The following is a 20,885-nucleotide window of genomic DNA, read 5'->3' on the forward strand; positions in this document are numbered from 1 at the left end:
GCTCGCAGCACTGGAAGTTTCGGATTCTCCAGCGGTAGGGTTTTGCGGTTCTTTCTTGGCTGCGGGTTTTTTAGCAGCCGGCTCAGGCTTGTCAGGGCTGGGAAAGTAGCTTGTCTCGGGTGCGTCGGAACTCGGGGCGTTCTCGATCGAAGCACTGGGAGTTTCCGATTCCCCAGCAGTAGGATTTTGCGGTTCTTCTGGCATTAACGTTTCCTTTTAAAAGTGATCGGTAAGGAGTTGTGAGTGCAGGTGCGGGCGATCGACTTTCTCTATCGCACACAGTTTTTATCGAAAACCAACCTGAGAGAATGGCTAGTCCAAAAAATTTGAACTCACAACACTCTCAGAGGGCGATCGCCCGCAAACATCACAACTCTTGAGATTATTCTAAATCTCTGCGACAGCTCGTTCAATCAAACGGCGGGCGAGAGTTTGAACACCGGTGTGTTCGTAGTAGTTGGTACTAATGTCGAGGAATGCGCCCACGTAGTCCACCTTATCAGCAGAAATGTCTACAAAATTCTGCAAGTGGCCGAGTACGTTTTGGGGAGTCAAACCTCGATCGCTCACAAAAGAGCTCATCCAGCCAGAAACCGAGTTAAAGCTTTCGCCAATAAAGCCGAGTTGGCCTGCGGGAGAGCCGCCTGGAATCTGGTCGCCGATCGACTTGAAGGCCTGATTATCTTGCAAATCGCTAGGGGAGAGCTTTTGAATCCAAGACTGAGTTGCCATGATAAAGTCTGGGCCCAGGGGGATCAAACCGTCGAAACAAACCAAAGCAGCCATCCGCATCAGGGATTCGCCACCGTAATCGCCCAAAGATCCGGCAAAATCGCCGATGCTGTCGCCGGGAAGGCCGTTGATTTGGCAAAAAGCGAGCAACTCAGTGACTAACTTCAGAGAAAGGTCGATCGTTTGAGCTTTTTCAGCCTTGGGAGTTATATTGCCGAGGAACGACAAAAACGAGACATTTTCCGCAACTTTATTAGCGAGGGCGGCACTGCCCAAAGCCTTGTCGGCACTGTCAATAGTTTGGTAAAGCCACAGAGCGCGCTGGTAGCCCTGAGACTTATCGTTGTAGAGGTAGATGGCGCGCTCGCCGATTTGCTGGATCAGTTCTTCGTCTGTTTCGCCAGTAACGGTGCGAATAGTATTTTCAAAGCCAACTAAATTGTTCCACTCGCCGGGAACCACAAAGTCAAGCGCTCGCAGGGCTTTGACAGTCATGTTGTCTTTAGGCAGTGTATCGACTAATTCAAAGACTGTTTTGCTCACAAAAAACTCCTTTTGCTAGAACGGGAATCAAAGCTATTACTTTTGGCAGATGGCAAGAACTTCACAGTCTTATTTTGGCAGACTTAGTTCTAATAGCGCCAGACTGGAGTCGGGCGCGGAGTTTGACCATAGACATTGCTACTTGACGCGAGCGAGGCCACCGAGGTTAAATTTTGACAGCCAAGCTTCGCGATCGCTAGCGGTAAAAGACGGATCGCGGGATTGAACTTTCACCTGATAGCGATTTGCCACTAAAACAGCGGTGATATTAGCACCCTGATTAACTGCGGGATAGCCGCCGATTTGCTTGGTACTTTGCTGAAATTTTGCGCCTGCCGAGGGGTTGCCGGCAATGTCGTTAATCGAGAGCATCGCCACATTTTTACCGCCTTTGTTCAGCTTAGCTTCAGCAAAACCGGATTTTTCTTGAGCGAAGACGCGATCGAATCCACCGCCAGAAGACGGGAAGTATTTATTTAATTGGCCGCCTGCAACTGCCTTTTTGGGCAGGTTTTGATTACTAGCACTTGATTTGTCAGCAGTTGTCTGCCTGGCTTGAGCAGGTTTTTGGGTGCTTTCCTGCTGGGCTTTGTCCCAGCGGGAGGGAGCTTGGGTTTGACCGCAGGCGGTCACCAGCAGAAGTACCGAGATCAGGAATGGAGCTAAGATTCGGCGTGCGGGGGAAAATTGCATCGCTGTCTCCTCATGAATAAGTTTCCATAACAATTGTGGCTTAGAATTTGGCAATTTGTGTTCCCTAAGCGGATAATTTGTCTTATTTGTAAAAAAATCCTCTGCCTGCCGGCAGAGGATTTTTCGGCAATTACGAGTTCTGAAGTAAGAAAACTGAAAGATTGCTCCACAGATAAATTCTGGGGATGGGGGTAAAGAAACTAAGTTTTGTGATTGCCAGCAATCTCAAAACAATTTTTGCTGATTTTCCCTAGATTTATCTAGAAATTTCAGAGAAATTGTTCGTCAATCGTTTTACTTCGGCTTTCCAACTTAGGTCTTACTTTCGGGGTAAGGCTCAGGCGTCGCTTTCAATGTAGATAAACAACAAACCCATTACCACAACCGGCATTAACCATGTAATAACCGGAATCAAAATCCAAGGCAAGAAAGAAGCAGCGTAGGAACCTGTCATATCTAATTCTCCAAACTAAAGTTAGTGTGTTCCAACAGGGGTATTTGGCAGTGAAACCTAATTGTTGACTAAACCCCGGAAAATGGCGTCAACGCCGTTAAAGTTTTCGAGTAAGAAATAGGCAGCAAAGACGCCGCTCATCCCGCCAATGAAGAAACCAGCGGTAAGCTGGCTCCACCCTTCAGCATTTCTGAGGGAATCGGGAGTCATGGGATTAGCACTAGGGTAGCTGGTGTTGTCTTGCTTGAAAGACACCAAACCGTAAGCAGACATACCTAGTGTGCCGAGCAGAACTAAAACGAGGGCTGTAATTAATCCCCCGAGATTAGCTGCTTCGGGATAATCCCGCAGGGGTCCGAAGACGATTTCGGGGCCGACGAGGAAATAACCGTGGGCCAAACCGATTTCTAGACCTCGAACTAGGGGCGAGAGTCCTTTGCGGTAAGCGGGCAAGTTCCCAATGAATGCTTTTGTGAAATCAGAAGCACTGATGGGAGTTGCTAGATGACCCGTGAAGGGGTCGCCGTTAAAGGGTTTAATAAGCTCTGCATCTCTGGGATCGGCCATATTCTGTTTGTCCTCGCAGTTTAATAAAGTTGAGGCGTTCAAGTCATATTTTACGCAGGGACGTGTTTCCTATTTACATAATTAACGGTGAGCTTTAGAAAAGTTCACTATTCTTTAGTTTTCAGAAGAATTTTTCTTTTGTCCCTTATACCAGAAAGCGAGTCGATCGGGCGACACTCCCAGGAAATAAGCGATGATTACTATTTGATTAATGGCGGTGGTTTTGATGACCCCAAGCTGCTGCCAGCGACGGGCGGAGGTCAGCACTGGCTGGGGTACTATTTCGATGCGGCCTTGTTTTTTCAACCGGCGCACGAATTCAAAGTCTTCCATGAGGGGCAAGTCGGGAAAACCGCCGATTTTGTCAAAGGTAGCTGCTTTGAGGAAAATGGCTTGATCGCCGTAGGGCATTTGCAGAAAGTTCGATCGCCAGTTTACCCCTGTTTCTACCAGACGCAGACAGAGCCTGCGGGCGTCAATCTTGAGTTGAAAGGCCCCCGCTACTGCGGACGGTTTAGCGAGTGCCTCACGCGCGCCAGAGTCGTACCCGCGAGGTAAATGAGTGTCGGCGTGGAGAAACAGCAGGATGTCTCCAGTAGCTGCGGCTGCACCTGCATTCATTTGAACTGCGCGACTTGGGGCCGTGCAGATAACTCGGATGCCCAAAGATTTTGCTATATCTGTAGTACCGTCGCTGCTGCCGCCGTCGGCGACAATTATTTCGACATTTTTTGCCTGAAGGGCGGTGGAGATCACTGGGGCAATTGTAAGTGCTTCATTTAAGACGGGAATTATAATAGAAATTTTGAGATTGCGATTTTCTGGCGGCATACTGAATTAAGCAGCCCGTGAGATAGAGGGCGGGTTTTGTACAAAGCTTATCTGTTATTTGCTAATTTTTTACGCCTGACCAGCGCCTAGATTCGGCTTTGATCTGAGAGGGCGGGTTTTGTACAAATGTGAGTTCTTATTATTTGCTACTTTTTAGCTTTTTATCGCGCCTGCGAGTATTCTCCCAAGCGCTGTCTAACCGCTGCATTTGGTTAGACAAATACACTTAATATATTATGACATTCTGGTTTCAGGATCGAGTAAATTTTTATAATCAACTAGGATAAATTATCTTAGTTAATATAATTAAAATCGACTTTAGTTATTTCAATATATTAATATCTAAACCGCGCAGGTCTTCTGGTCGATCGATATCTGCAAGAGTGGGAAGATAAGCAATATTGAGGTCGAGATTTTGGGCGATCGCCTGCGTACAAGCAAATACCTCACTGGTTCCCCACTGAATGCCACCGAACAATTCCGGTATCGTTCGCCGCAGCCCGATCAGATAATAACCTCCGTCTTTTGCCGGCCCCAAAACTAAATCGTGCTGGCTGAGTTGCTCAAAAGCTTGTGCCATGATTTCTGCTTTCAAACCAGGACAATCAGTGCCGATAATTGCAGTTTTCTCAACCCCTGAATAAAAAGACTTTTCAAATGCTGCTGTCATTCTTGCGCCCAAATCGCCGTCTCTTTGATTTTGACAAATAATATCATTTCCTAACCACTCTTGCATCAGTTGTTGGCTGCCGCCGGATCGGTGAATTTCTACGGATAATCGGCGGGATTTTTGGAGAGAGAGAGCGCAGGCGATCGTCCGTTGGGCCATCAAGCGGTGAAGGTTGGCAGCGCCTGTTTTTCCCAGCACCGGAATTAGTCGAGTTTTGGTCGTTCCCGGTTCGGGATAGCGAGTGAAAACAATCAGTTTTTCCGGCATCATTTATCGTTCATGAGTTTTAAAGGAACCTCACAGGCGCAGAGGCGCAGAGGAACAGAAGAGAAAGAGTTTGACAACTGATTCACGGATTGCCGATCGATGTTGATGGGTTAGGCGAGGATTTAATTTAATCGCCGCGCCCAACCCAGCATACAATATATTTACTTAAAAATAGCGAGGGGTTAGCTCATTTCTAGCATTCGCTGGATGGGCTGCAAGGCTGCTAGTTGAATATCTAGGGGCATGGTAATTTCGGGGGTTTGATTTTTTAGGGAGAGATACAATTTTTCCAAGGTATTTAATCTCATGTGCGGGCATTCGTTGCAAGCGCAGTTATTATTGGTGGAAGGAGCGGGGATGAAGCGTTTGTGCGGAGCTTGTTTTTGCATTTGGTGAATGATTCCCGGTTCAGTCGCGACAATAAAAGCTTGGCTAGAACTGGACTGAGAATATTTGAGCAAGGCAGTGGTGGAGCCGATGTAATTGGCGTGGCGCAGCACGGGAGGTTCGCATTCTGGGTGGGCAATTATTTCGGCTTCGGGATTTTCGATTTTGAGTTGAACTATCTTTTTTTCTGAGAAGTTTTCGTGGACGATACAGGCTCCTTGCCATATCTCCATGTTTCTGCCGGTTTGTTCCATGACATAGCGGCCGAGATTGCGATCTGGCCCAAAAATTATAGGCTGATTTTTGGGAATTTGGTTGACAATTTTAACAGCGTTAGAACTGGTGCAAATTATATCGCTCATTGCCTTAATTGCGGCGGTACAATTAATGTAGGAAATTACCAAATGTCCTGGTCGATCGGCTTTGAAAGCTGCAAAGGCTTCGGGAGGGCAACTGTCGGCGAGGGAACACCCAGCATTTAAGTCTGGCAGCAATACTAATTTGTCTGGATTGAGTATTTTTGCGGTTTCGGCCATGAAATGAACTCCGGCAAAAACTATGACATCGGCGCTGGTGTTGGCGGCTTTGCGGGCAAGTTCTAGGGAGTCGCCAATGAAGTCTGCGATGTCTTGAATCTCGGAGTCTTGGTAATAGTGGGCGAGAATGACGGCGTTCAACTCTTGTTTGAGGGCGTTAATTGCTGCAAACAAGTCGTCGGGCAGTCGGGTTTGAGTCAAGTTCGGAGCAGGTGCGGTGGTAAACACAGTTAGAATATTCCGGTGAAGGTGGCGAAGACAGCTAAAGTGTATTTTGAATTATAGTTGAATTCACCAAAAAGTGCTGGCTGTTCAGTGGAGCCAATCTAAAATCTCAAATCTAAAATCCAAAATAGGCTGGGGGAGAGTGCAAAAATTGGTCGCTGTTTCTTATGCTGAGTAAGAAGGGGCTAGGGATCGATCGCACATGACAAATCACATGAATAAAGCTAAATCTATCAAAATTGCGGTGGTGGGGGACGTTCACGATCTGTGGGAACCTGAAGACGGCGAGGCCTTGAAGCATCTGGACGTTGATTTGGTGCTGTTTGTGGGGGATTTTGGCAATGAGTCGGTGGAGGTGGTGCGGGCGATCGCCCAATTGGACATTCGGAAAGCAGCAGTTTTTGGGAACCACGACGCTTGGTACACGGCGACAGAGTGGGGCCGCAGTCAGTGCCCTTACGATCGAACTCAAGAAAATTGGGTGAAACAGCAGTTAGATTTGATGGGAGAAGCTCACGTCGGTTACGGGAAACGGGATTTTCCCGAATTGGGCGTAACTGTGGTGGGAAGCCGCCCGTTTACTTGGGGGGGCTCGGAGTGGAAGTACGGGGATTTTTACTCGGAGTGGTTTGGGGTAGAAAGTTTTGAGGAGTCGGCGCGGCGCATAGCAGCGGCTGCGGCGGATGCCGATTGCGAAAATGTGATTTTTTTGGGTCACACGGGCCCAACGGGGTTAGGAGAGGCTCCTGAAGACCCCTGCGGGCGAGATTGGAAGCCGCTGGGAGGGGATTGGGGCGACCCGGATTTTGCGGAGGCGATCGATCGAACTCGGAGTTCTGGGAAGCACATACCTCTGGTAACTTTTGGTCATATGCACCACAAACTGCGGCACACGAAGCAGGAGTTGCGGAAGTCGCTGGAGGTGAGTGCGCAGGGTACGGTGTATTTGAATGCGGCCAGCGTACCGCGAATTGTGGAGAGAGAGTGCTCGAAACTGCGCAATTTCTCGATCGTCCTGCTGGAAAATGGAGCAGTGTCGGAAGTGTCTATGGTATGGGTAGGCGAAGATTTCGCGGTAGAAAGAGAACAAATTCTTTATCGGCGCACTGAATCTGCGGCTATTTGTAGTTAGAGACATTTGCTGGTATGATAAAATTTATGCGCCCGGAGAGGTGGCAGAGTGGTCGAATGCGCTCGACTTGAAATCGAGTGTGGCAGTGATGTCACCGTGGGTTCAAATCCCACCCTCTCCGTTTAATAATTCTCTTGTCCGTTAATGGTTTCAGATTCTCTATTGCCTCAAGAGTTCCCTTTTCCGCTCATCTTTGGCTCACTCGTGGTATTTCCCCAAAAAAAACACCCCCGCAGGGGTGCTGTTGCTTACCAGGTAATTTTTCTAGTCAACTGACTCAACTAAACTCTTCCTCATCCGCCGGGTCGCCGTAGGGGTCTTCGCTGGCCGGACTCACGTCGCCGAACATTCCAGCATCCGCTACGTAGTCAGCGGGGTCGCCGTAGGGGTCTTCGCTGGCCGGACTCACGTTGCCGAACTGTCCGTAGTCGGTACCGGCGTTGTCGGCGGGGTCGCCGTAGGGGTCTTCGCTGGCCGGACTCACGTCGCCGTACTCTCCGGGATTTGAGGCATCTTCGTAATTGCCGTCAGCATCGACTTGCTCGCTGTCTGACCCGACGACCGCATCTTTTAACTTCCGGAAAAATCCGTCTACCATGATAAAGTTCCTCTTTTTTATGTGTTGAAAAATGGCTGTTTTAGATTAAGAATCTCAGATTTAAGTGAAAATCACGAAATCGGCAATCTAAAATCTCAAGTGGTTAGGCTACTGTGCCGGAACAGGACTTGTAGCTTCCGGCACGGTAGTAAGGTCTCGACCGGTAGTTTGGTTGTTGTACCCCTGGAATTCGCGGTAACGCGATGCCTCGGACTCCGGAACTGTAATTCCTTCAGGCGGGGGCGTTACCCAGACCGCGCGATTCTGGGCATCGCGGTAGTAAACGCGACCGTTTTTGGAAAGGTAATGTTTTCCCTGCGGCCCCTTTTCTTGTTTATTTTTGTACTGATTGTAGATGTAGTAAAGGGCGGCTGCTCCTGCTAAAGTAATCCCTACTTTTTGAGCAGTGTTGAGTCCTTTTTTAGCTTGTGGCGTAGGAGTGGAGCCGCGATTAGGTTGCACTCCTCCAGCGCGAGTATTATCAACAGGAGGCGGAGTAACGGAACTTGGCTCACTAGAACCGCAAGCACTCATAAACGGAAAGGTCAGCAGCGTTGTCAGCAGCAGAGCCATGAAGCGCGATCTTTTGGGTTCGGGTTTGATTGTGTTCATTGCCGCTCCGAATTGTCGGGATTATAGGTAGAGTGTGTTCTGGCGAGGTTGAGGAACCTGAGCTGCTGCCAACAGTTTTTAGAGTAAATTAATTTCTCAAAGCAATTGTGACAAAAAAAATAGTTGCTGAGAACTTAACAGCGCAGCTACAGTATGGCGTTTATGGCGTTTCTATTTTAATTATCCTCAAGTCTCTCGAAAATTTCCTCTTTCCAGGGATATAAATAAAGTTTCTTTTATTTCAGTCCGCAGGTATATGCCAATGCGCGCCTTCAGGTAATAATAAATTCCGTTTGTGGACTGCTCAAAGGAAAGTGAAGCAGACGGACGGGACGAGTCCGAAGCTCAAAGCAGCACTGGCAAGGGAAAGGAGGCGGGATGTATAAGTCTGGCGGTGTTTAATTGCGCCGGACTGCTTGACTCAGATGCCGACAATTTTGTTGTGGAAATTCTGGAGAGGTCGATCGCACTATTGTAGAAATCTATTAACCGCGATAGAAATCCCCCGCAGCTTTTCGGATATTTATGAAATTAAAGAATTTATTTACTGCTGGATTGTCCATCGCAGTTGTATTTACTGCGGCAAAATATCTAAATTTTTCAAATCAACAAAACCAAGTCAAGGAATTGCTGCAAACAAAACAGTGTCCCGAATGCAATTTCAGCAATGCCAACCTCAAAGGATTAGACTTGCAAGGAGTCAACTTGCAGGGAGCAAACCTAGAAGGTGCTAACTTATCAGGAGCAAAATTGGCAAATGCCAACCTCAAAAATGCCAACTTAAATAGAGCCAACCTGACGGGAGCTGATTTGGGCTGTGCTGGTATCACTTTCAACCTTGAGGCTAATGAAAAAGAAGCAAATATGGATTTTAATGTCACGGCTGTTCCAGAACAGAACAACCCAGAAAATGCAGTAGTTGGTTTCAAGATGAAAGCAACGGATCGAGGGGCGACAATGCGTTTTAACCTGATGGGATGCGCTGACCTATCGAATGCTAGCTTGCAAGAAGCTCAAATGCCAGATGGCAAAATTCACCCTTAGTAAGACTAGCAAATAATGTTTAAATCAATTAAATCGAAAGAAAACCGCTGCCTAAAAAACAGGCAGCGGTTTTTTAAGAAATTAACTGCACGCCTAAAATTAGTGAGCAGAACCGTTACCGTGATACTTGTCAGTATCGTAGAATCCGTTTTTTGTGCCGAAGAACAGACAGCAAACGGTGAAAACTGCTGTCAAGACTGCTAAAACTAACTTAACGTCCATAATTTACCTGCTGTTATTGAGTGAGTGCAAATACTCAGATTGTAGAATCTTTTTGGCTGGCGCGGCCATCTACCAGCGTAGCGCCAGATTTGCTGGGATGCTCGCTGGTGCGGCAGTTTCCTGACGGCGAGACAATTCGGGGAATTATTGTCGAAACCGAAGCTTACGGCCCGGGAGACCCCGCTTGTCACGCTTACCGACAGCGCACTCCTCGCAATGAGGTAATGTTCGGGCCTGCGGGTATGAGCTACGTTTACTTAATCTACGGGATGTATCACTGTTTTAATGTGGTGACGGATGCAGAGGGAGTTGCTAGTGCAGTGCTGATTCGAGCTTTGCAGGTAGATGCGGTTCCCCAAGAATTCGCTGGAATTCCCGAGAAGAAGCGATCGCGCCTCGCCGCCGGGCCTGGGAAACTGTGTAAGGTACTGAAGATAGATCGAACTTTAAGCGGTTTTCCCTTGGGTGCAGGCCAACCGCTGCGGTTAGAACACCGGAGCGATCGCTTTCAGCAAGCTGTGGAGGAGGGTACAATAAATTTTGTGCAAACTACGCGGATCGGAATTTCTCAAGGAATTGATTTGCCTTGGCGGTGGTATGTAGGGAACTCTACGGCTGTGTCACAACTCTAGTAATGTCAAAGGTATCAGCGTAAATTTTGTAGCTTATCTTAGTGAAATTATGGCTTACTCTTCTGAAAATCCGATCGTACAACTCAAGAAATGCCTAACCCTGGTTCAGGATGTTAGCACTCACACCGAAGCCAACCGCGCCTTCGAGCAATTGTGCGGGATTATCGATGCTGAAAATCCAATGGCGGCGCAACTTTTGGAGATGCTATGGGAAGAAGCAATTATGGCTAGGCGATCGGCTTTATTTTGGCAGCAAATGAGCGATGTTGAGAAAGATATGGCTAATAGAATGATGGACAATATGACGCAGATGCGGCAGAATTATTTGCGGCTGATGCAGGAAATGTAGGCAGTAATTGGTAAATCCGTCTTTGTAGCGAGGACTTTAGTCCTCTCTTTATCAATCAAGCTTTCTAGATGTAGGGTGCGTCAGCGCGGATATTTGATGCTGCTCAAACAGTGTGTTTCCGGGGCACCCTACGATAAATTCTCCTACTTCATTAAAGCAGCACCGCGGTTGTAAAGTTCCCGCGCGTAATCAGTCCAAGTTCCCTGTCCCCAATAGCGGAAACAGCTTGTTTGTAGCAGCAAGTTGTAAAGCAAAGCTTGTTGGTATTCAAACTGCTTGGTAACTGAAGCATCTTGCTGCAACAGCGGGTCGTATTTTCGGTGAAATGCAGCGCTGAGTAGATTCATCGGTTCCAAGACATTTTCGTAGCCTTTCACCCAACTCAAATCGTTAGTCCAAGAAGCACCATCCATGTGAAAATTATGGTCTGTTTGCTTGAGTTGGGCGATCGCACTTTCCACTTTTTCTGGCGTCGCACTATCAGGATCGACTAGGTGCCAGATTTTGTGCTGGTTAACCCCCTGGCAGACAGGATAATCATCAGGATTCACCCCTGCCGCTTCAATTATCTCTAAATATTCAGTGCCGTTTAAACCAACAACACCGGATTTTCCGCCGCCTTGTTCGCGGTTTTCGTGCCAAGCTTTGACAAAAGCGCTGGGAAATTCATTCATCATGACGCCGCCATTTTCGCCGTCGGCAATTTGAGTAACTAAAGAAGGAACTGTGACACTGCCAATTTGCTGTTTATTGCGTCCTTTGGCTTCGTAATACGGCTGCATTTGACCGACCAATTTCGTATCTGAACCTTGGGTTTTAATCAAAGCAGTAATACTGATTGTTTCGCCGTGAGAATTGCGGGCAACTAAACGGTTGGGAATATATTTTTGGTCTTGCGACAATCCCGAACCGTCTGGATTTTCTACAGAATGTTCCTGCACCATCAGCCAGCGATAGCCGCATTCTTTCAAAGCTTTGATGTATTCGTACAGTGTATCTGGGTGATTGGGAAAGTGCATTTCTGGGGGCGAAAAACCTTTGACGCGCTTCAGGGCATCCAACCCAAAAATAGCTGCAAAATGATGTTGCCATGCTTGAATTTGAAGTTTGATGTCGGGAATGGGAGTTGAGGGAATGACGGCGTGACTCCACATTGTCCCCAGCCATTCTACGTGAGGTTGATATTGAGGATCGCAGGTAATCCGCTTGAGATTATCAAAGATATCGTCGCGTCCCATTTGGCGCAATCCCCACAATAAATTGCCCGAATAGTCGAGCATAATTCGCGGGTTGCAGCCTTCAGCAATTAGTTGGGGAATAAATTCTCCCATGCGGGAATAGCACCAAGCAAAGACTCCGGCGTTGTGGTTATCTCCTTGGTTGGGATGTTCAAACATATGCTGGAGATTGCAGATCAGTTCGCCGTTTGCACCGGCAGGAATTGTCGGTTGGTGCATATGCAGGGCGCAGGCAAATCCGGCTTGAATGTTTTCCAGGCGCAGATTTGTGGTAGGTAGAAAGATTGGTTCGTTGCTACTGGCTGCGGCATTAATTTCTGCTTCGGAGCCGCAAATATTGGGTAATCCTGAGTTGATTTCTTGTAAAATGGGTAAATTGGGAGATTGTGCGATCGCAGGCATAAATTTTTCTCAACAATTGTGGAGGGGCGCTGTCTGCTATTGCTAAGATAGCTAGATACTTTAACAGTAGCAGAGGATGTCTGCAAAAGATAAATTTCACAAGATAAGTCCGGGAGCGCGGAAGTCCCAAATCACGGGTCAAATGTTTAACACATTTCAAGTAAACACGCGAGGTATATTATGAAATACGAAATCCAAGTTTTGGAACCAACGGATTTGTGGTACATCCAAAATAACATCAATCCTGAAACCAATAAGTTTTACCATCCCACTAAGAATATTCCCCTCGTTCAGCAAGTAGAAATTAACTTGAACAATTCGGGAGTGATAATTCAAAAAGGTGCGCTGCATTGGTGTATGGGGAAATTGACTTCCGGTGTTTATAAAACGGATAACCGTTTGAAAGATATGTGGGTATCTTTGACAACGGAAATGGACTACAACGCTCCCGTATATCAAGGGACTGGTACGGTGAAGCTCGAACCGAGACAAAAAGGGAATTTCCTGCATTATACGCCGATCGACCTTTCGGATGCAGAGCAGTGGGAGTTTGATGACGGTGTATTTCAGTTTTGTTCGGACAATGTAGTTATCGGTGCTAAAAAACTGAAATTCCGACAAGTGGCTGCTTCTAATGACGGTAGGTGGAGAATTGCTGTTACAGCTTTGCGCGAGCAAAAAGCTACTGTTGTAGCAGCTACAAGTTCACCGGCTAAGGTTGTCGAACTCAAACAAGGTGAAACTTTGATAGCTGATTGCGATTTGGTTAAAGGATTTACCAAGGGGATTGAAGAAGATTATCGAAAATTAGGTCATTTTGGCAAAGGTGGCGGGGAGGGTTATGTTTGGTTTTATCAGGGGAAAGGTAAATTATTAGTATGTGAAAATGATGCGATGGGTTTGGGATAAGTTGTTCCATTTCTGTCGAGAGGTATGAAAATTATGAGTTGGATTTATGCAAGATAAGGAGGAAGAAACATCGCACACAAATTGGCAGGCATGAAAGTGTCTGAGATTCTCAAAGGTAGTATAAAACAAGCAAAGCTTCCGGCAAGTTCGTCAAGTTGGGAATAATTTAGCGAAATGATATGGGAGCAAATAGAAAGAGGTGCTGAAGAAAATATCCCAGGCTTTAGGATAGTTCGCAAATTGTTGAGCTATCGGAGATTTGATAGATGAAAAATAATGGGTTTGACCAAGTAATATTATTTTTGCAAGAATTGGAAAAACAGGCGATTGATTACAGTTTAGCGCATCATCGCGATGAAGCTATGATGGTAATTGTATCTGTACCTGGGGAACGGTGGGAAATTGAATTTTTGAGTGATGGTTCGGTGGAGGTAGAGAAGTTTGTCAGTAATGGAGAGATTGCTGGAGAAGAAGCTTTGAGTGAGTTATGCGATCGATATTCGGAACTAGACGAGACAAATCGCGATTTGGCTCAAAAGATTGAGTTGACAAATGCGAGAAAATGAGTTAAATTTTGCGGAATTTGCGATCGAGTTGCCACAATTTCGACTTGCTCAACCGATTATTTCTCCTCTGAAGGAGAGCTTGCAGCTTCGCCTCGATGATATCCTTCCCCGTTGGGCTATTGCCAGCGATCGCCGCAATCTGCCCCAACATCCGCTAGCTGTGCGTATTTCCTTGTATTCCCAATGGCCGACTTGCTTATTTGTCGCGAACTCATATACTTTGTCAAGTTAAGAAAATATTTTTTTGATTTATCCAGGAGCGAGAAAAAAAAATGTACATTGTACAAATTGCCTCGGAGTGCGCCCCCGTCATCAAAGCAGGAGGCTTGGGCGACGTAGTTTACGGTTTGAGTCGGGAGTTGCAGAATTCCGGCCACTGCGTCGAGATTATTCTACCCAAGTACGACTGCATGAGGTACGACCACATTTGGGGACTTCACGAGGCCTATCGAGATCTAGCTGTGCCCTGGTACGGCGGCGAAATCCTCTGCGATGTCTTGTGCGGGTGGGTGCACGGGCAGTTGTGTTTTTTCATCGAACCTCGCTCTCAAGATAACTTTTTTAATCGGGGCTGTTATTACGGGTGCAATGACGACAATATGCGGTTTGCATTTTTCAGCAAAGCCGCTTTGGAATTTTTGCTCAGAAGCAACAAGCGTCCCGATGTGATTCACTGTCACGATTGGCAAACTGGTTTGGTTCCAGTCTTGCTTTTTGAAATATACAAATACAATTGGATGGAATATCAGCGAGTCTGCTATACCATTCACAATTTCAAACATCAAGGCATGGGAGGTAGCGATATTTTGCAAGCAACGGGTTTGCACAGACCGGATTATTATTTTGAGTACGATCGCCTCCGAGATAACTTTAACCCTTTTGCCATCAACTTTATGAAAGGTGGTATTGTGTACTCTAATTTTGTCACCACAGTTTCGCCGCACCACGCTTGGGAAGCTCACCTCGGCGAGTTTGGCTACGGTTTGGGCCACACTTTGCATTTGTATCAAGAGAAGTTTCGCGGGGTGCTCAACGGCATTGATTACGATGTGTGGAATCCCGAGACCGATAGCTACATTCCGCACCACTACACTCAGGAGGATTTGGCAGGAAAAGCCAAAACTAAAAAAGCTTTGCGCGATCGCCTGTTACTGCGCGATGCTGACAAGCCTATTATTACCTTTATCGGTCGTTTGGACGACCAAAAAGGCGTTCATCTCGTCCACCACGCAATTTATTACTCTCTGAGTAAGGGAGCGCAATTCGTGCTTTTGGGTTCCGCGACGGAGGCGGGAATTAACGCGCATTTCCAGCACGAAAGACAGTTTTTAAATGACAATCCCGACTGCCATTTAGAACTAGGTTTTAATGAGGAACTGTCGCACTTAATTTATGCGGGTGGGGATATGATTGTGGTTCCCAGCAATTACGAACCCTGCGGGCTGACTCAGATGATTGGGTTGAGGTACGGTACTGTTCCTGTGGTGCGGGGAGTTGGGGGTTTGGTGAATACTGTGTTCGATCGAGATTACGACACCCGCCACCTCCCGGAAGAGCGCAACGGTTACGTGTTTTACCAAAGCGACTACGGCGCTTTAGAGTCAGCGCTCGATCGGGCGATCGGATTGTGGTATGACTATCATGATGAATTTGAAAAACTCATGCTTCAAGGCATGAATTGTGACAATTCGTGGAAATATCCAGCTAAAGACTATGTGGAAATTTACGAGCTAATTCGACACAAATAATCACTAGGGGCGGCTTTTCCCAAAGATATTTTCTATACCTTTAGGAATAGATAAACCCGCCCTTTTCTAACCAGACAGAGATAAGGTTTTGAGTAAAAGTGGGGGGGTGGAAAGTACGAATGCAGATTGTAGGGTTTCCTTGCCTGTCATTCCCAAGTGCGATCGCCGAAGATAAGGGTATACAAATTAAACGGTTGGTTTTCACCCGCCCTTACAAAAAATGAACTCACAACTAGAACAACAAGTAACGATTTTAGAAGACGAAACAGCAGCAGCCGGAAATTCAGCCAACCCAACAGTTGAAACTCCTTTATTCGCTTCAGAATTTGCAACAGAAGAAAAAGTCAGAGTGGAAGAATTCAAGATTAGCGCCGACAGTTTAATTGCTAAAGTCAAAGAGCTAATTGAGCAAGGAAAACTCCGCCGCCTCGTCATCAAAAACTCGCAAGGGCGGATTTTGGCAGACATTCCGCTGATGGCTGGATTGGTGGGCGGCGTTGCAGGATCGGTAGCCTTTCCAATTGCTGCTGTACTTGCTACAGTTGGGGCAGTTGCGGCTCATTTGACTGTAGCCATCGAGCGCAAAGAATAGTCATTAGTCATCCTCGCAAGTTCGGCGATTTCAATCGCCGAGTTCAATTATTCTTAAAGTCCGCCTTCGCGGACTTTGTTTGACAAGAAGCCATTTCAATCGCCGAGTCTTATTTTCTTATTTAGTAATAAAGCCCTGTCACTTTTGAGAGTCAGATAATCGGTATTTTTTAGTTGCCGTTGCAGGTGAATTTGGTAAAATTGAGGAAACATATTTGACAGATGGGGTTGGTTGAAAAAACTGACCGAAAGCATCCAGGATACAAGCCCCCGGATTCATCCGTCCAGAAATAAAAAACCTGTATCCGATAAAGGAGCACCCGAATTTATTCGTGGGGTGAATGCTTCAATTCTAAAATCTAAAATCTAAAATCTAAAATCTAAAATCTAAAATCTAAAATCTAAAATCTAAAATCTAAAATCTAAAATCGATTGACCCCATCTTTTTTTACCTTAAGTTGTCACGGGTTCGCTACTGGCAAAACTTTTGACTCTTGTTGTCACCCCGTCAGCTTTCATTACCGTGTATTTGAGAAAGTTAGCTGCTGTCCTCATCTGGTAAGAAAAGAGCTTTAAAGTTACGGGAGTCAATCAATACACAGGTCTCATCGACTCCATCAACTCTTAGATCGTAAAAAATAATGTATTCATCAACTATAAAACCCCGTAAATTCAAGGAAAAGCTATCGTAAATTTTTCCAGATCGAGGGAATGTTATAAGTCTAAACATCTGAAACAGTGCATCAAGAAAATGCTCAGCAACAGCGGGGTGACTGAGAGCAATATATTCTTCAATTCCTGATAAATCTCGACTGCCTTAGACTGAAAGAGTTTAATTGTTCATGTTTGGGAAAAATATATTTAGGGGTTGAACTAGAGGTCACTCTCCAGTTCGACCCTTAACTGTTCGCTATATTTACCCCAGAAGGCTCAACAGCAAAACTTGACACCACTCCTCAGTTATGGTTATCCCCTCTGGCTCTAGCTCAACTCAGTCTTCCTCTCCCCGTCTAATCCGCAGCCTCAGCGCTCCTGAAACCTGGGGGTTTGGTTTGACTGGGCATCTCGTCTGGCCCAGCGTTGCTCCAGCCATTCATGCGGCACTGGGACCGCAAGCCATTTTTGTCTGGTTCCCTGCGATGCTCGTTGGGATGTTCACCATTTATCAGGTCAAGCAACTGGGCAGTCATTGGATTGATGTTGCTGGGGGAACTCCGAACTATACCGCGAAGTTGTTAAAGCGATATCCTGGCATCGCTCGTTATACCGCATTGGGATACTTCTTCAGTTGGGTTTCAACTCTCCCGATTAGCGCGATTGTCCTCACAGACTTAATCCGAGTCAATTTGGAGGCAATGAATCTCCCCTGTCCCGAATTACTCCTCAAACTGGGGTTCACGCTCATCACTTTTGTGTTGGCATTTAGCGGGACGCGGGCGCTGAGTATCCTGCATTTGTTTTTTGTGATTCCGGCGATCGTACTACTGTTAGCTTTTTGCGTGCAGGGAATTGGTTGGTTAGCTTTATCTCCAGACAGTCCTGGCTTTTTTCCAACCGATTGGTCGCATTTGAGCTTTATAGAGTGGGCAAAATGGTACTTCTTCGTCAGCTACGCCATCTATGCCTGCGAAACTGCGTCTGCTTACGTTGCCGATAGTCGCCGTCCTCAGCAGACACTGGGCTTTTTAAGCTTCTCGGCCTGGTTAATGCCCCCCATTTATTTAGGTGGTAGCTGGGTATTAACTCGTTTGGCGATCGATCCCAATGGCAATGGCGACCCCTTCCTGAGCATTTTATCAGCGGCTCAGCCCTTTTGGGGGTCGTCAGCTCTGTTAATTGTCACCTTTTTAATTGCAGCGGTCAGTCTGCTCAGTTGTGCCACTGTCGTTTCCAACTGCCCCCGAATCTTGTATCAGCTTGCTTTAGATGGGCATCTTTCACCGGTTTTTGCCGTGGTTTCCAAACGAGGCGTATTCGGGCCAGGTTTGGTGCTGATACTTGTATTTAGTCTCCTGTGTCTGGTTTGGGGAGATGCGGCTGAAATCGTGGCAGTGAGCAGCGTGGGTTGGTTCACCTCCTTCATGGGACTGCGGTTAGGACTGTGGCTGCAACGAGACAGACCAGAGGTTTTGTTCCCTCGGCTGTCACTGGGCATTTTGTTGGTTGAGGTGCCGATCCTGTTAGTTGGAGGGATTTCCTGGGGCTGGCAGGAGTTCCTGATGGGATTTGTGTTTCCCATCGGGATTTTAACGGTTGATGCCGTTATTCGTCGCGTTCCGCTTGCCCCTCTCCATCCCGCTTGGTGGATTCGTTGGGAGCGAGCGCAGACTTCAAAGAGAATTAAAGACTCAATCCTTTTACAGGTCGGTGTCCTAATAGTGCTGTTATGTGCGGCACTGATGACGGGGTGGAGCTTTCACTCCCTCTTAAATGCAGGGTCTGTTGAGCGAGGGAATGCTCTCATCGTCGTATTATTGCAGGTCGTTGCCTTTGTTGGGGTAGCGATCGCTTGCTGGACGAGTCTACCTCAAGTCGTGGCGCTGGGTGAGGCACGAGATGCGGCGGAACACCTATTTAATATGGCTCAGGATGCCATTGTAGTTGTTGATGAAATGGGGATGATTCAGAGAATTAATCCAGCCGCCGAGTCGCTTTTTAAGCTCGATCCCACCGATCTGGTAAGACGGCACCTCAATCAACTGCTTCCCGACTTGGCAGTTCACCCGCAAGACTGGCTTAATCGCAGCGAATATACGTTAACAAGTGTCAACCAATCCCATCCCATTACGGTTGAGGTTTCTATTTCCGATCGTTCCCACCTGGACTTCCACGAATATGTAGTGATTGTGCGGGACATCAGCGATCGCAAGCAAGCAGAAACCAAGATGCGAGATAGTTACAATCTGTTGGATGCAGTAATCAACGGCACAAGCGACTTGATTTTTGTCAAGAGTTTACTGGGTCAACATATTCTGATCAATTCTGCTTATATTGAAGTGGTTGGTAAGTCGGCCCAAGAAGTCATTGGTCAGACCGATCTGGCAATTTTTCCACCCGATCTTGCCCGTGAAGTGATGGCATTTGACCAGAGCATCATGGTCAGCGGTATTCCAAGAACCTTTGAAGAATGCGTCCCGATTCAGGGACAAATGCGAACCTTCTTGACCACAAAAACACCATTACGCGATGCTTTAGGGAATGCGATCGGGTTAGTTGGAATTACGCGAGATATCAACGATAGCAAACAAGCCGAAGCCGCTTTAGCTGCTAGCGAGCGGCGGTTCCGAACGATTGCAGCAACCATACCTGGCACTATTTTCCAGTTTTCTAACCCCAATGGTGTTTGGACAGTTGATTACATGAGCGATCGCTGCTACGACATCTTCGGTGTCACAGCCGCCGAAATCATGCAAGATATCAATAGCTTCATTGCCTGCCAGCACCCAGACGACCGAGACAGTTACATCCAGTCGGTAATTGAGGCAGTCGAGAATTCGACCCCCTGGCACTATGAAGGGCGATTAATCAAACCAGATGGTGAAATTTGCTGGTGGCAAGGGGATTCCATGTCCACCCGCAACGAGCACGATGAAACGGTTTTCTGTGGTGTAGCCATTGATATTACAGATCGTAGAGCAGCAGAAGCGGCCCTGCGGCAGTCCGAAACCCAACTAAGAGAAAAAGCGCAGCAAGTTGAGCAAGCCTTACGGAACCTTCAGACAACGCAAACGCAACTGGTGCAGACCGAAAAGATGTCTAGCTTAGGGCAACTGGTGGCTGGGGTAGCGCATGAAATCAATAACCCTGTCAACTTCATCTACGGCAATCTCCAATATACTGGAGAGTACATCCAAACCCTGCTACATCTAATTGAGCTATACCAACAGCACTATCCCACCCCAACCCGAGAGATTCAAGCCCAAGCAGAAGCGATCGACCTCGACTTCCTTAAAGAAGACTTGCCGAAGCTGCTGTCCTCAATGAAAGTAGGAGCAGACCGAATTAAAAAGATTGTCCTGGCACTGCGGAACTTCTCTCGCATGGATGAGGCGGAAGTGAAACCTGTAGACATTCACGAAGGCATCGACAGCACTTTAATGATTCTGCAAAATCGTCTCAAGGAGATGCCAAAGCATCCTGGTATTACTGTCATTAAGGAATACGGCGACTTGCCCTTGGTCGAGTGCTATGCTGGACAACTTAACCAGGTATTTATGAACATTCTTTCCAATGCCGTTGATGCTTTGGAAGAGGGTGGTAGCTATGAGAAAGTAAGCACTAAGGAAGAATTGCACCCACTAGCTACGATTTGGATTTGCACCGAAGCAATAGACGGTAACTTTGTCAGGGTGAGGATTGCTGACAATGGAGTTGGTATGTCTGAACTCGTGCGAAGCCGATTGTTTGACCCCTTCTTCACGACTAAACCTATTGGTAAGAGGACGGGACTAGGGATGTCAATTAGCTACCAAATTGTGACTGAGAAACACGGTGGCTCGTTGCAGTGCAACTCTACCCTCGGTCAGGGAGCAGAGTTTTTAATTGAGATCCCTATTCGTCGTAATGTTATATCGAGTCCGGATGAATAGTTATAATTAAGCTCATTTGCGGGATACTCCACTATCACAATATCCGTTTTGGCATTAGATTCAGATGCACTCTCAAGGTTCTATTTTTATTAGAACTAATCACCCGGACTTGATATAATATCAGGTTCGGGTAATTGCTTGTAAATCATGTACGGGCTGACGGGCACCTGTGCTGAGCCTAGTCGAAGCTGACGGGCATCTGTGCTGAGCCTAGTCGAAGCATGAGACTATCGGGTAGAGTCGATAGGGGCATTTCTACCCCTACCTCTCTTTCAATTAGAGTCGATGCCTGTGTTACCACAGGACACCTCTCCTTCAGAACGCGGACGTGCAGCTTTCACTGCATCC

The 20,885-nt window shown here is 46.9% G+C and carries 22 protein-coding genes, 1 tRNA gene and 2 pseudogenes; 12 read left to right on the forward strand and 13 right to left on the reverse strand.

Features of this window, described 5'->3' with window-relative positions; all coding sequences use genetic code 11:
* From QUA54_RS26640 to nadA, 8 genes and pseudogenes are all read right to left on the reverse strand, one after another.
* Window positions 1-204 (reverse strand): annotated as a pseudogene (locus QUA54_RS26640) (DUF2996 domain-containing protein); the annotation flags it as partial.
* Window positions 205-387: 183 nt separating this feature from the next.
* Complete coding sequence (locus QUA54_RS26645) at window positions 388-1,275, reverse strand: hypothetical protein (RefSeq protein ID WP_333202571.1); 888 nt, start codon at window positions 1,273-1,275, stop codon at window positions 388-390.
* A gap of 138 nt (window positions 1,276-1,413) precedes the next feature.
* Window positions 1,414-1,968, reverse strand: coding sequence for a hypothetical protein (locus tag QUA54_RS26650; RefSeq protein WP_333202573.1), 555 nt, complete (start codon window positions 1,966-1,968; stop codon window positions 1,414-1,416).
* A 337-nt stretch (window positions 1,969-2,305) separates the two neighbouring features.
* Window positions 2,306-2,422 carry a photosystem I reaction center subunit VIII gene (locus QUA54_RS26655; RefSeq protein ID WP_015174678.1) on the reverse strand — a complete coding sequence of 39 codons (117 nt, stop codon included), beginning with the start codon at window positions 2,420-2,422 and terminating at the stop codon, window positions 2,306-2,308.
* Between the two features lie 57 nt (window positions 2,423-2,479).
* A complete protein-coding gene (locus tag QUA54_RS26660) occupies window positions 2,480-2,989 on the reverse strand; it encodes a photosystem I reaction center protein subunit XI (RefSeq protein ID WP_172191067.1) in 510 nt (169 codons plus the stop codon).
* Window positions 2,990-3,103: 114 nt separating this feature from the next.
* Complete coding sequence (locus QUA54_RS26665; RefSeq protein WP_333417173.1) at window positions 3,104-3,820, reverse strand: TIGR04283 family arsenosugar biosynthesis glycosyltransferase; 717 nt, start codon at window positions 3,818-3,820, stop codon at window positions 3,104-3,106.
* A gap of 322 nt (window positions 3,821-4,142) precedes the next feature.
* Window positions 4,143-4,760, reverse strand: coding sequence for a TIGR04282 family arsenosugar biosynthesis glycosyltransferase (locus QUA54_RS26670; protein WP_333417175.1), 618 nt, complete (start codon window positions 4,758-4,760; stop codon window positions 4,143-4,145).
* A gap of 179 nt (window positions 4,761-4,939) precedes the next feature.
* A complete protein-coding gene (nadA, locus tag QUA54_RS26675; protein ID WP_333417177.1) occupies window positions 4,940-5,908 on the reverse strand; it encodes a quinolinate synthase NadA in 969 nt (322 codons plus the stop codon).
* Window positions 5,909-6,119: 211 nt separating this feature from the next.
* Between nadA and QUA54_RS26680 the strand changes: the two genes are divergently transcribed.
* Complete coding sequence (locus tag QUA54_RS26680; RefSeq protein WP_333417179.1) at window positions 6,120-7,037, forward strand: TIGR04168 family protein; 918 nt, start codon at window positions 6,120-6,122, stop codon at window positions 7,035-7,037.
* A 34-nt stretch (window positions 7,038-7,071) separates the two neighbouring features.
* Window positions 7,072-7,158 (forward strand) — tRNA-Ser (locus QUA54_RS26685).
* A 156-nt stretch (window positions 7,159-7,314) separates the two neighbouring features.
* Here the strand turns inward: QUA54_RS26685 and QUA54_RS26690 are convergent.
* Window positions 7,315-7,635, reverse strand: coding sequence for a translation initiation factor (locus QUA54_RS26690; protein WP_333417180.1), 321 nt, complete (start codon window positions 7,633-7,635; stop codon window positions 7,315-7,317).
* Window positions 7,636-7,743: 108 nt separating this feature from the next.
* Window positions 7,744-8,247, reverse strand: a complete 504-nt coding sequence (locus QUA54_RS26695; protein ID WP_333417182.1) for a hypothetical protein — start codon at window positions 8,245-8,247, stop codon at window positions 7,744-7,746.
* 295 nt (window positions 8,248-8,542) lie between these two features.
* Here QUA54_RS26695 and QUA54_RS26700 point away from each other — a divergent pair, with 295 nt between their 5' ends.
* Together QUA54_RS26700 and QUA54_RS26705 are read left to right on the forward strand one after the other, a co-directional pair.
* Entirely contained in the window at window positions 8,543-8,725 is a 183-nt protein-coding gene (locus QUA54_RS26700) for a hypothetical protein (protein WP_333417184.1), read from the forward strand.
* Between the two features lie 47 nt (window positions 8,726-8,772).
* Window positions 8,773-9,291, forward strand: a complete 519-nt coding sequence (locus tag QUA54_RS26705; RefSeq protein WP_333417186.1) for a pentapeptide repeat-containing protein — start codon at window positions 8,773-8,775, stop codon at window positions 9,289-9,291.
* A 99-nt stretch (window positions 9,292-9,390) separates the two neighbouring features.
* Here the strand turns inward: QUA54_RS26705 and QUA54_RS26710 are convergent, their stop codons facing one another.
* A complete protein-coding gene (locus tag QUA54_RS26710; RefSeq protein WP_006633228.1) occupies window positions 9,391-9,513 on the reverse strand; it encodes a hypothetical protein in 123 nt (40 codons plus the stop codon).
* Window positions 9,514-9,533: 20 nt separating this feature from the next.
* Here QUA54_RS26710 and QUA54_RS26715 point away from each other — a divergent pair, with 20 nt between their 5' ends.
* Together QUA54_RS26715 and QUA54_RS26720 are read left to right on the forward strand one after the other, a co-directional pair.
* Window positions 9,534-10,145 (forward strand): DNA-3-methyladenine glycosylase, encoded by a 612-nt coding sequence (locus QUA54_RS26715; RefSeq protein ID WP_333417188.1) that lies wholly within the window; start codon window positions 9,534-9,536, stop codon window positions 10,143-10,145.
* A 49-nt stretch (window positions 10,146-10,194) separates the two neighbouring features.
* The gene (locus QUA54_RS26720; protein WP_333417189.1) at window positions 10,195-10,494 is read left to right on the forward strand and encodes a hypothetical protein; all 300 of its coding nucleotides are present in this window, start codon (window positions 10,195-10,197) and stop codon (window positions 10,492-10,494) included.
* Window positions 10,495-10,637: 143 nt separating this feature from the next.
* Here the strand turns inward: QUA54_RS26720 and QUA54_RS26725 are convergent, their stop codons facing one another.
* The gene (locus QUA54_RS26725) at window positions 10,638-12,134 is read right to left on the reverse strand and encodes a glycosyl hydrolase family 57 (protein ID WP_333417191.1); all 1,497 of its coding nucleotides are present in this window, start codon (window positions 12,132-12,134) and stop codon (window positions 10,638-10,640) included.
* Window positions 12,135-12,314: 180 nt separating this feature from the next.
* Here QUA54_RS26725 and QUA54_RS26730 point away from each other — a divergent pair, with 180 nt between their 5' ends.
* The 5 genes from QUA54_RS26730 to QUA54_RS26750 all read left to right on the forward strand — a co-directional run bounded on the left by QUA54_RS26730 (window position 12,315) and on the right by QUA54_RS26750 (window position 15,949).
* Window positions 12,315-13,043 carry an AIM24 family protein gene (locus QUA54_RS26730; RefSeq protein ID WP_333417193.1) on the forward strand — a complete coding sequence of 243 codons (729 nt, stop codon included), beginning with the start codon at window positions 12,315-12,317 and terminating at the stop codon, window positions 13,041-13,043.
* A 266-nt stretch (window positions 13,044-13,309) separates the two neighbouring features.
* Window positions 13,310-13,609 carry a hypothetical protein gene (locus QUA54_RS26735; protein ID WP_333417195.1) on the forward strand — a complete coding sequence of 100 codons (300 nt, stop codon included), beginning with the start codon at window positions 13,310-13,312 and terminating at the stop codon, window positions 13,607-13,609.
* Window positions 13,596-13,841, forward strand: coding sequence for a hypothetical protein (locus tag QUA54_RS26740; RefSeq protein ID WP_333417197.1), 246 nt, complete (start codon window positions 13,596-13,598; stop codon window positions 13,839-13,841). The genes QUA54_RS26735 and QUA54_RS26740 overlap by 14 nt, the downstream gene beginning before the upstream one ends.
* Before the next feature lie 40 nt (window positions 13,842-13,881).
* Window positions 13,882-15,357 (forward strand): glycogen synthase GlgA, encoded by a 1,476-nt coding sequence (gene glgA, locus QUA54_RS26745; RefSeq protein ID WP_333417199.1) that lies wholly within the window; start codon window positions 13,882-13,884, stop codon window positions 15,355-15,357.
* A 220-nt stretch (window positions 15,358-15,577) separates the two neighbouring features.
* A complete protein-coding gene (locus tag QUA54_RS26750; RefSeq protein WP_333201956.1) occupies window positions 15,578-15,949 on the forward strand; it encodes a DUF4342 domain-containing protein in 372 nt (123 codons plus the stop codon).
* A 537-nt stretch (window positions 15,950-16,486) separates the two neighbouring features.
* Here the strand turns inward: QUA54_RS26750 and QUA54_RS34590 are convergent.
* Window positions 16,487-16,747: pseudogene (locus QUA54_RS34590) on the reverse strand (type II toxin-antitoxin system RelE/ParE family toxin); the annotation flags it as partial.
* Window positions 16,748-16,910: 163 nt separating this feature from the next.
* Here QUA54_RS34590 and QUA54_RS26755 point away from each other — a divergent pair.
* Window positions 16,911-20,537 carry a PAS domain S-box protein gene (locus tag QUA54_RS26755; RefSeq protein WP_333417201.1) on the forward strand — a complete coding sequence of 1,209 codons (3,627 nt, stop codon included), beginning with the start codon at window positions 16,911-16,913 and terminating at the stop codon, window positions 20,535-20,537.
* Window positions 20,538-20,885 lie beyond the last annotated feature (348 nt).

The sequence above is a fragment of the Microcoleus sp. MOSTC5 genome, from assembly GCF_036701825.1.
In the GTDB taxonomy this organism is placed as follows: domain Bacteria; phylum Cyanobacteriota; class Cyanobacteriia; order Cyanobacteriales; family Microcoleaceae; genus Microcoleus; species Microcoleus asticus.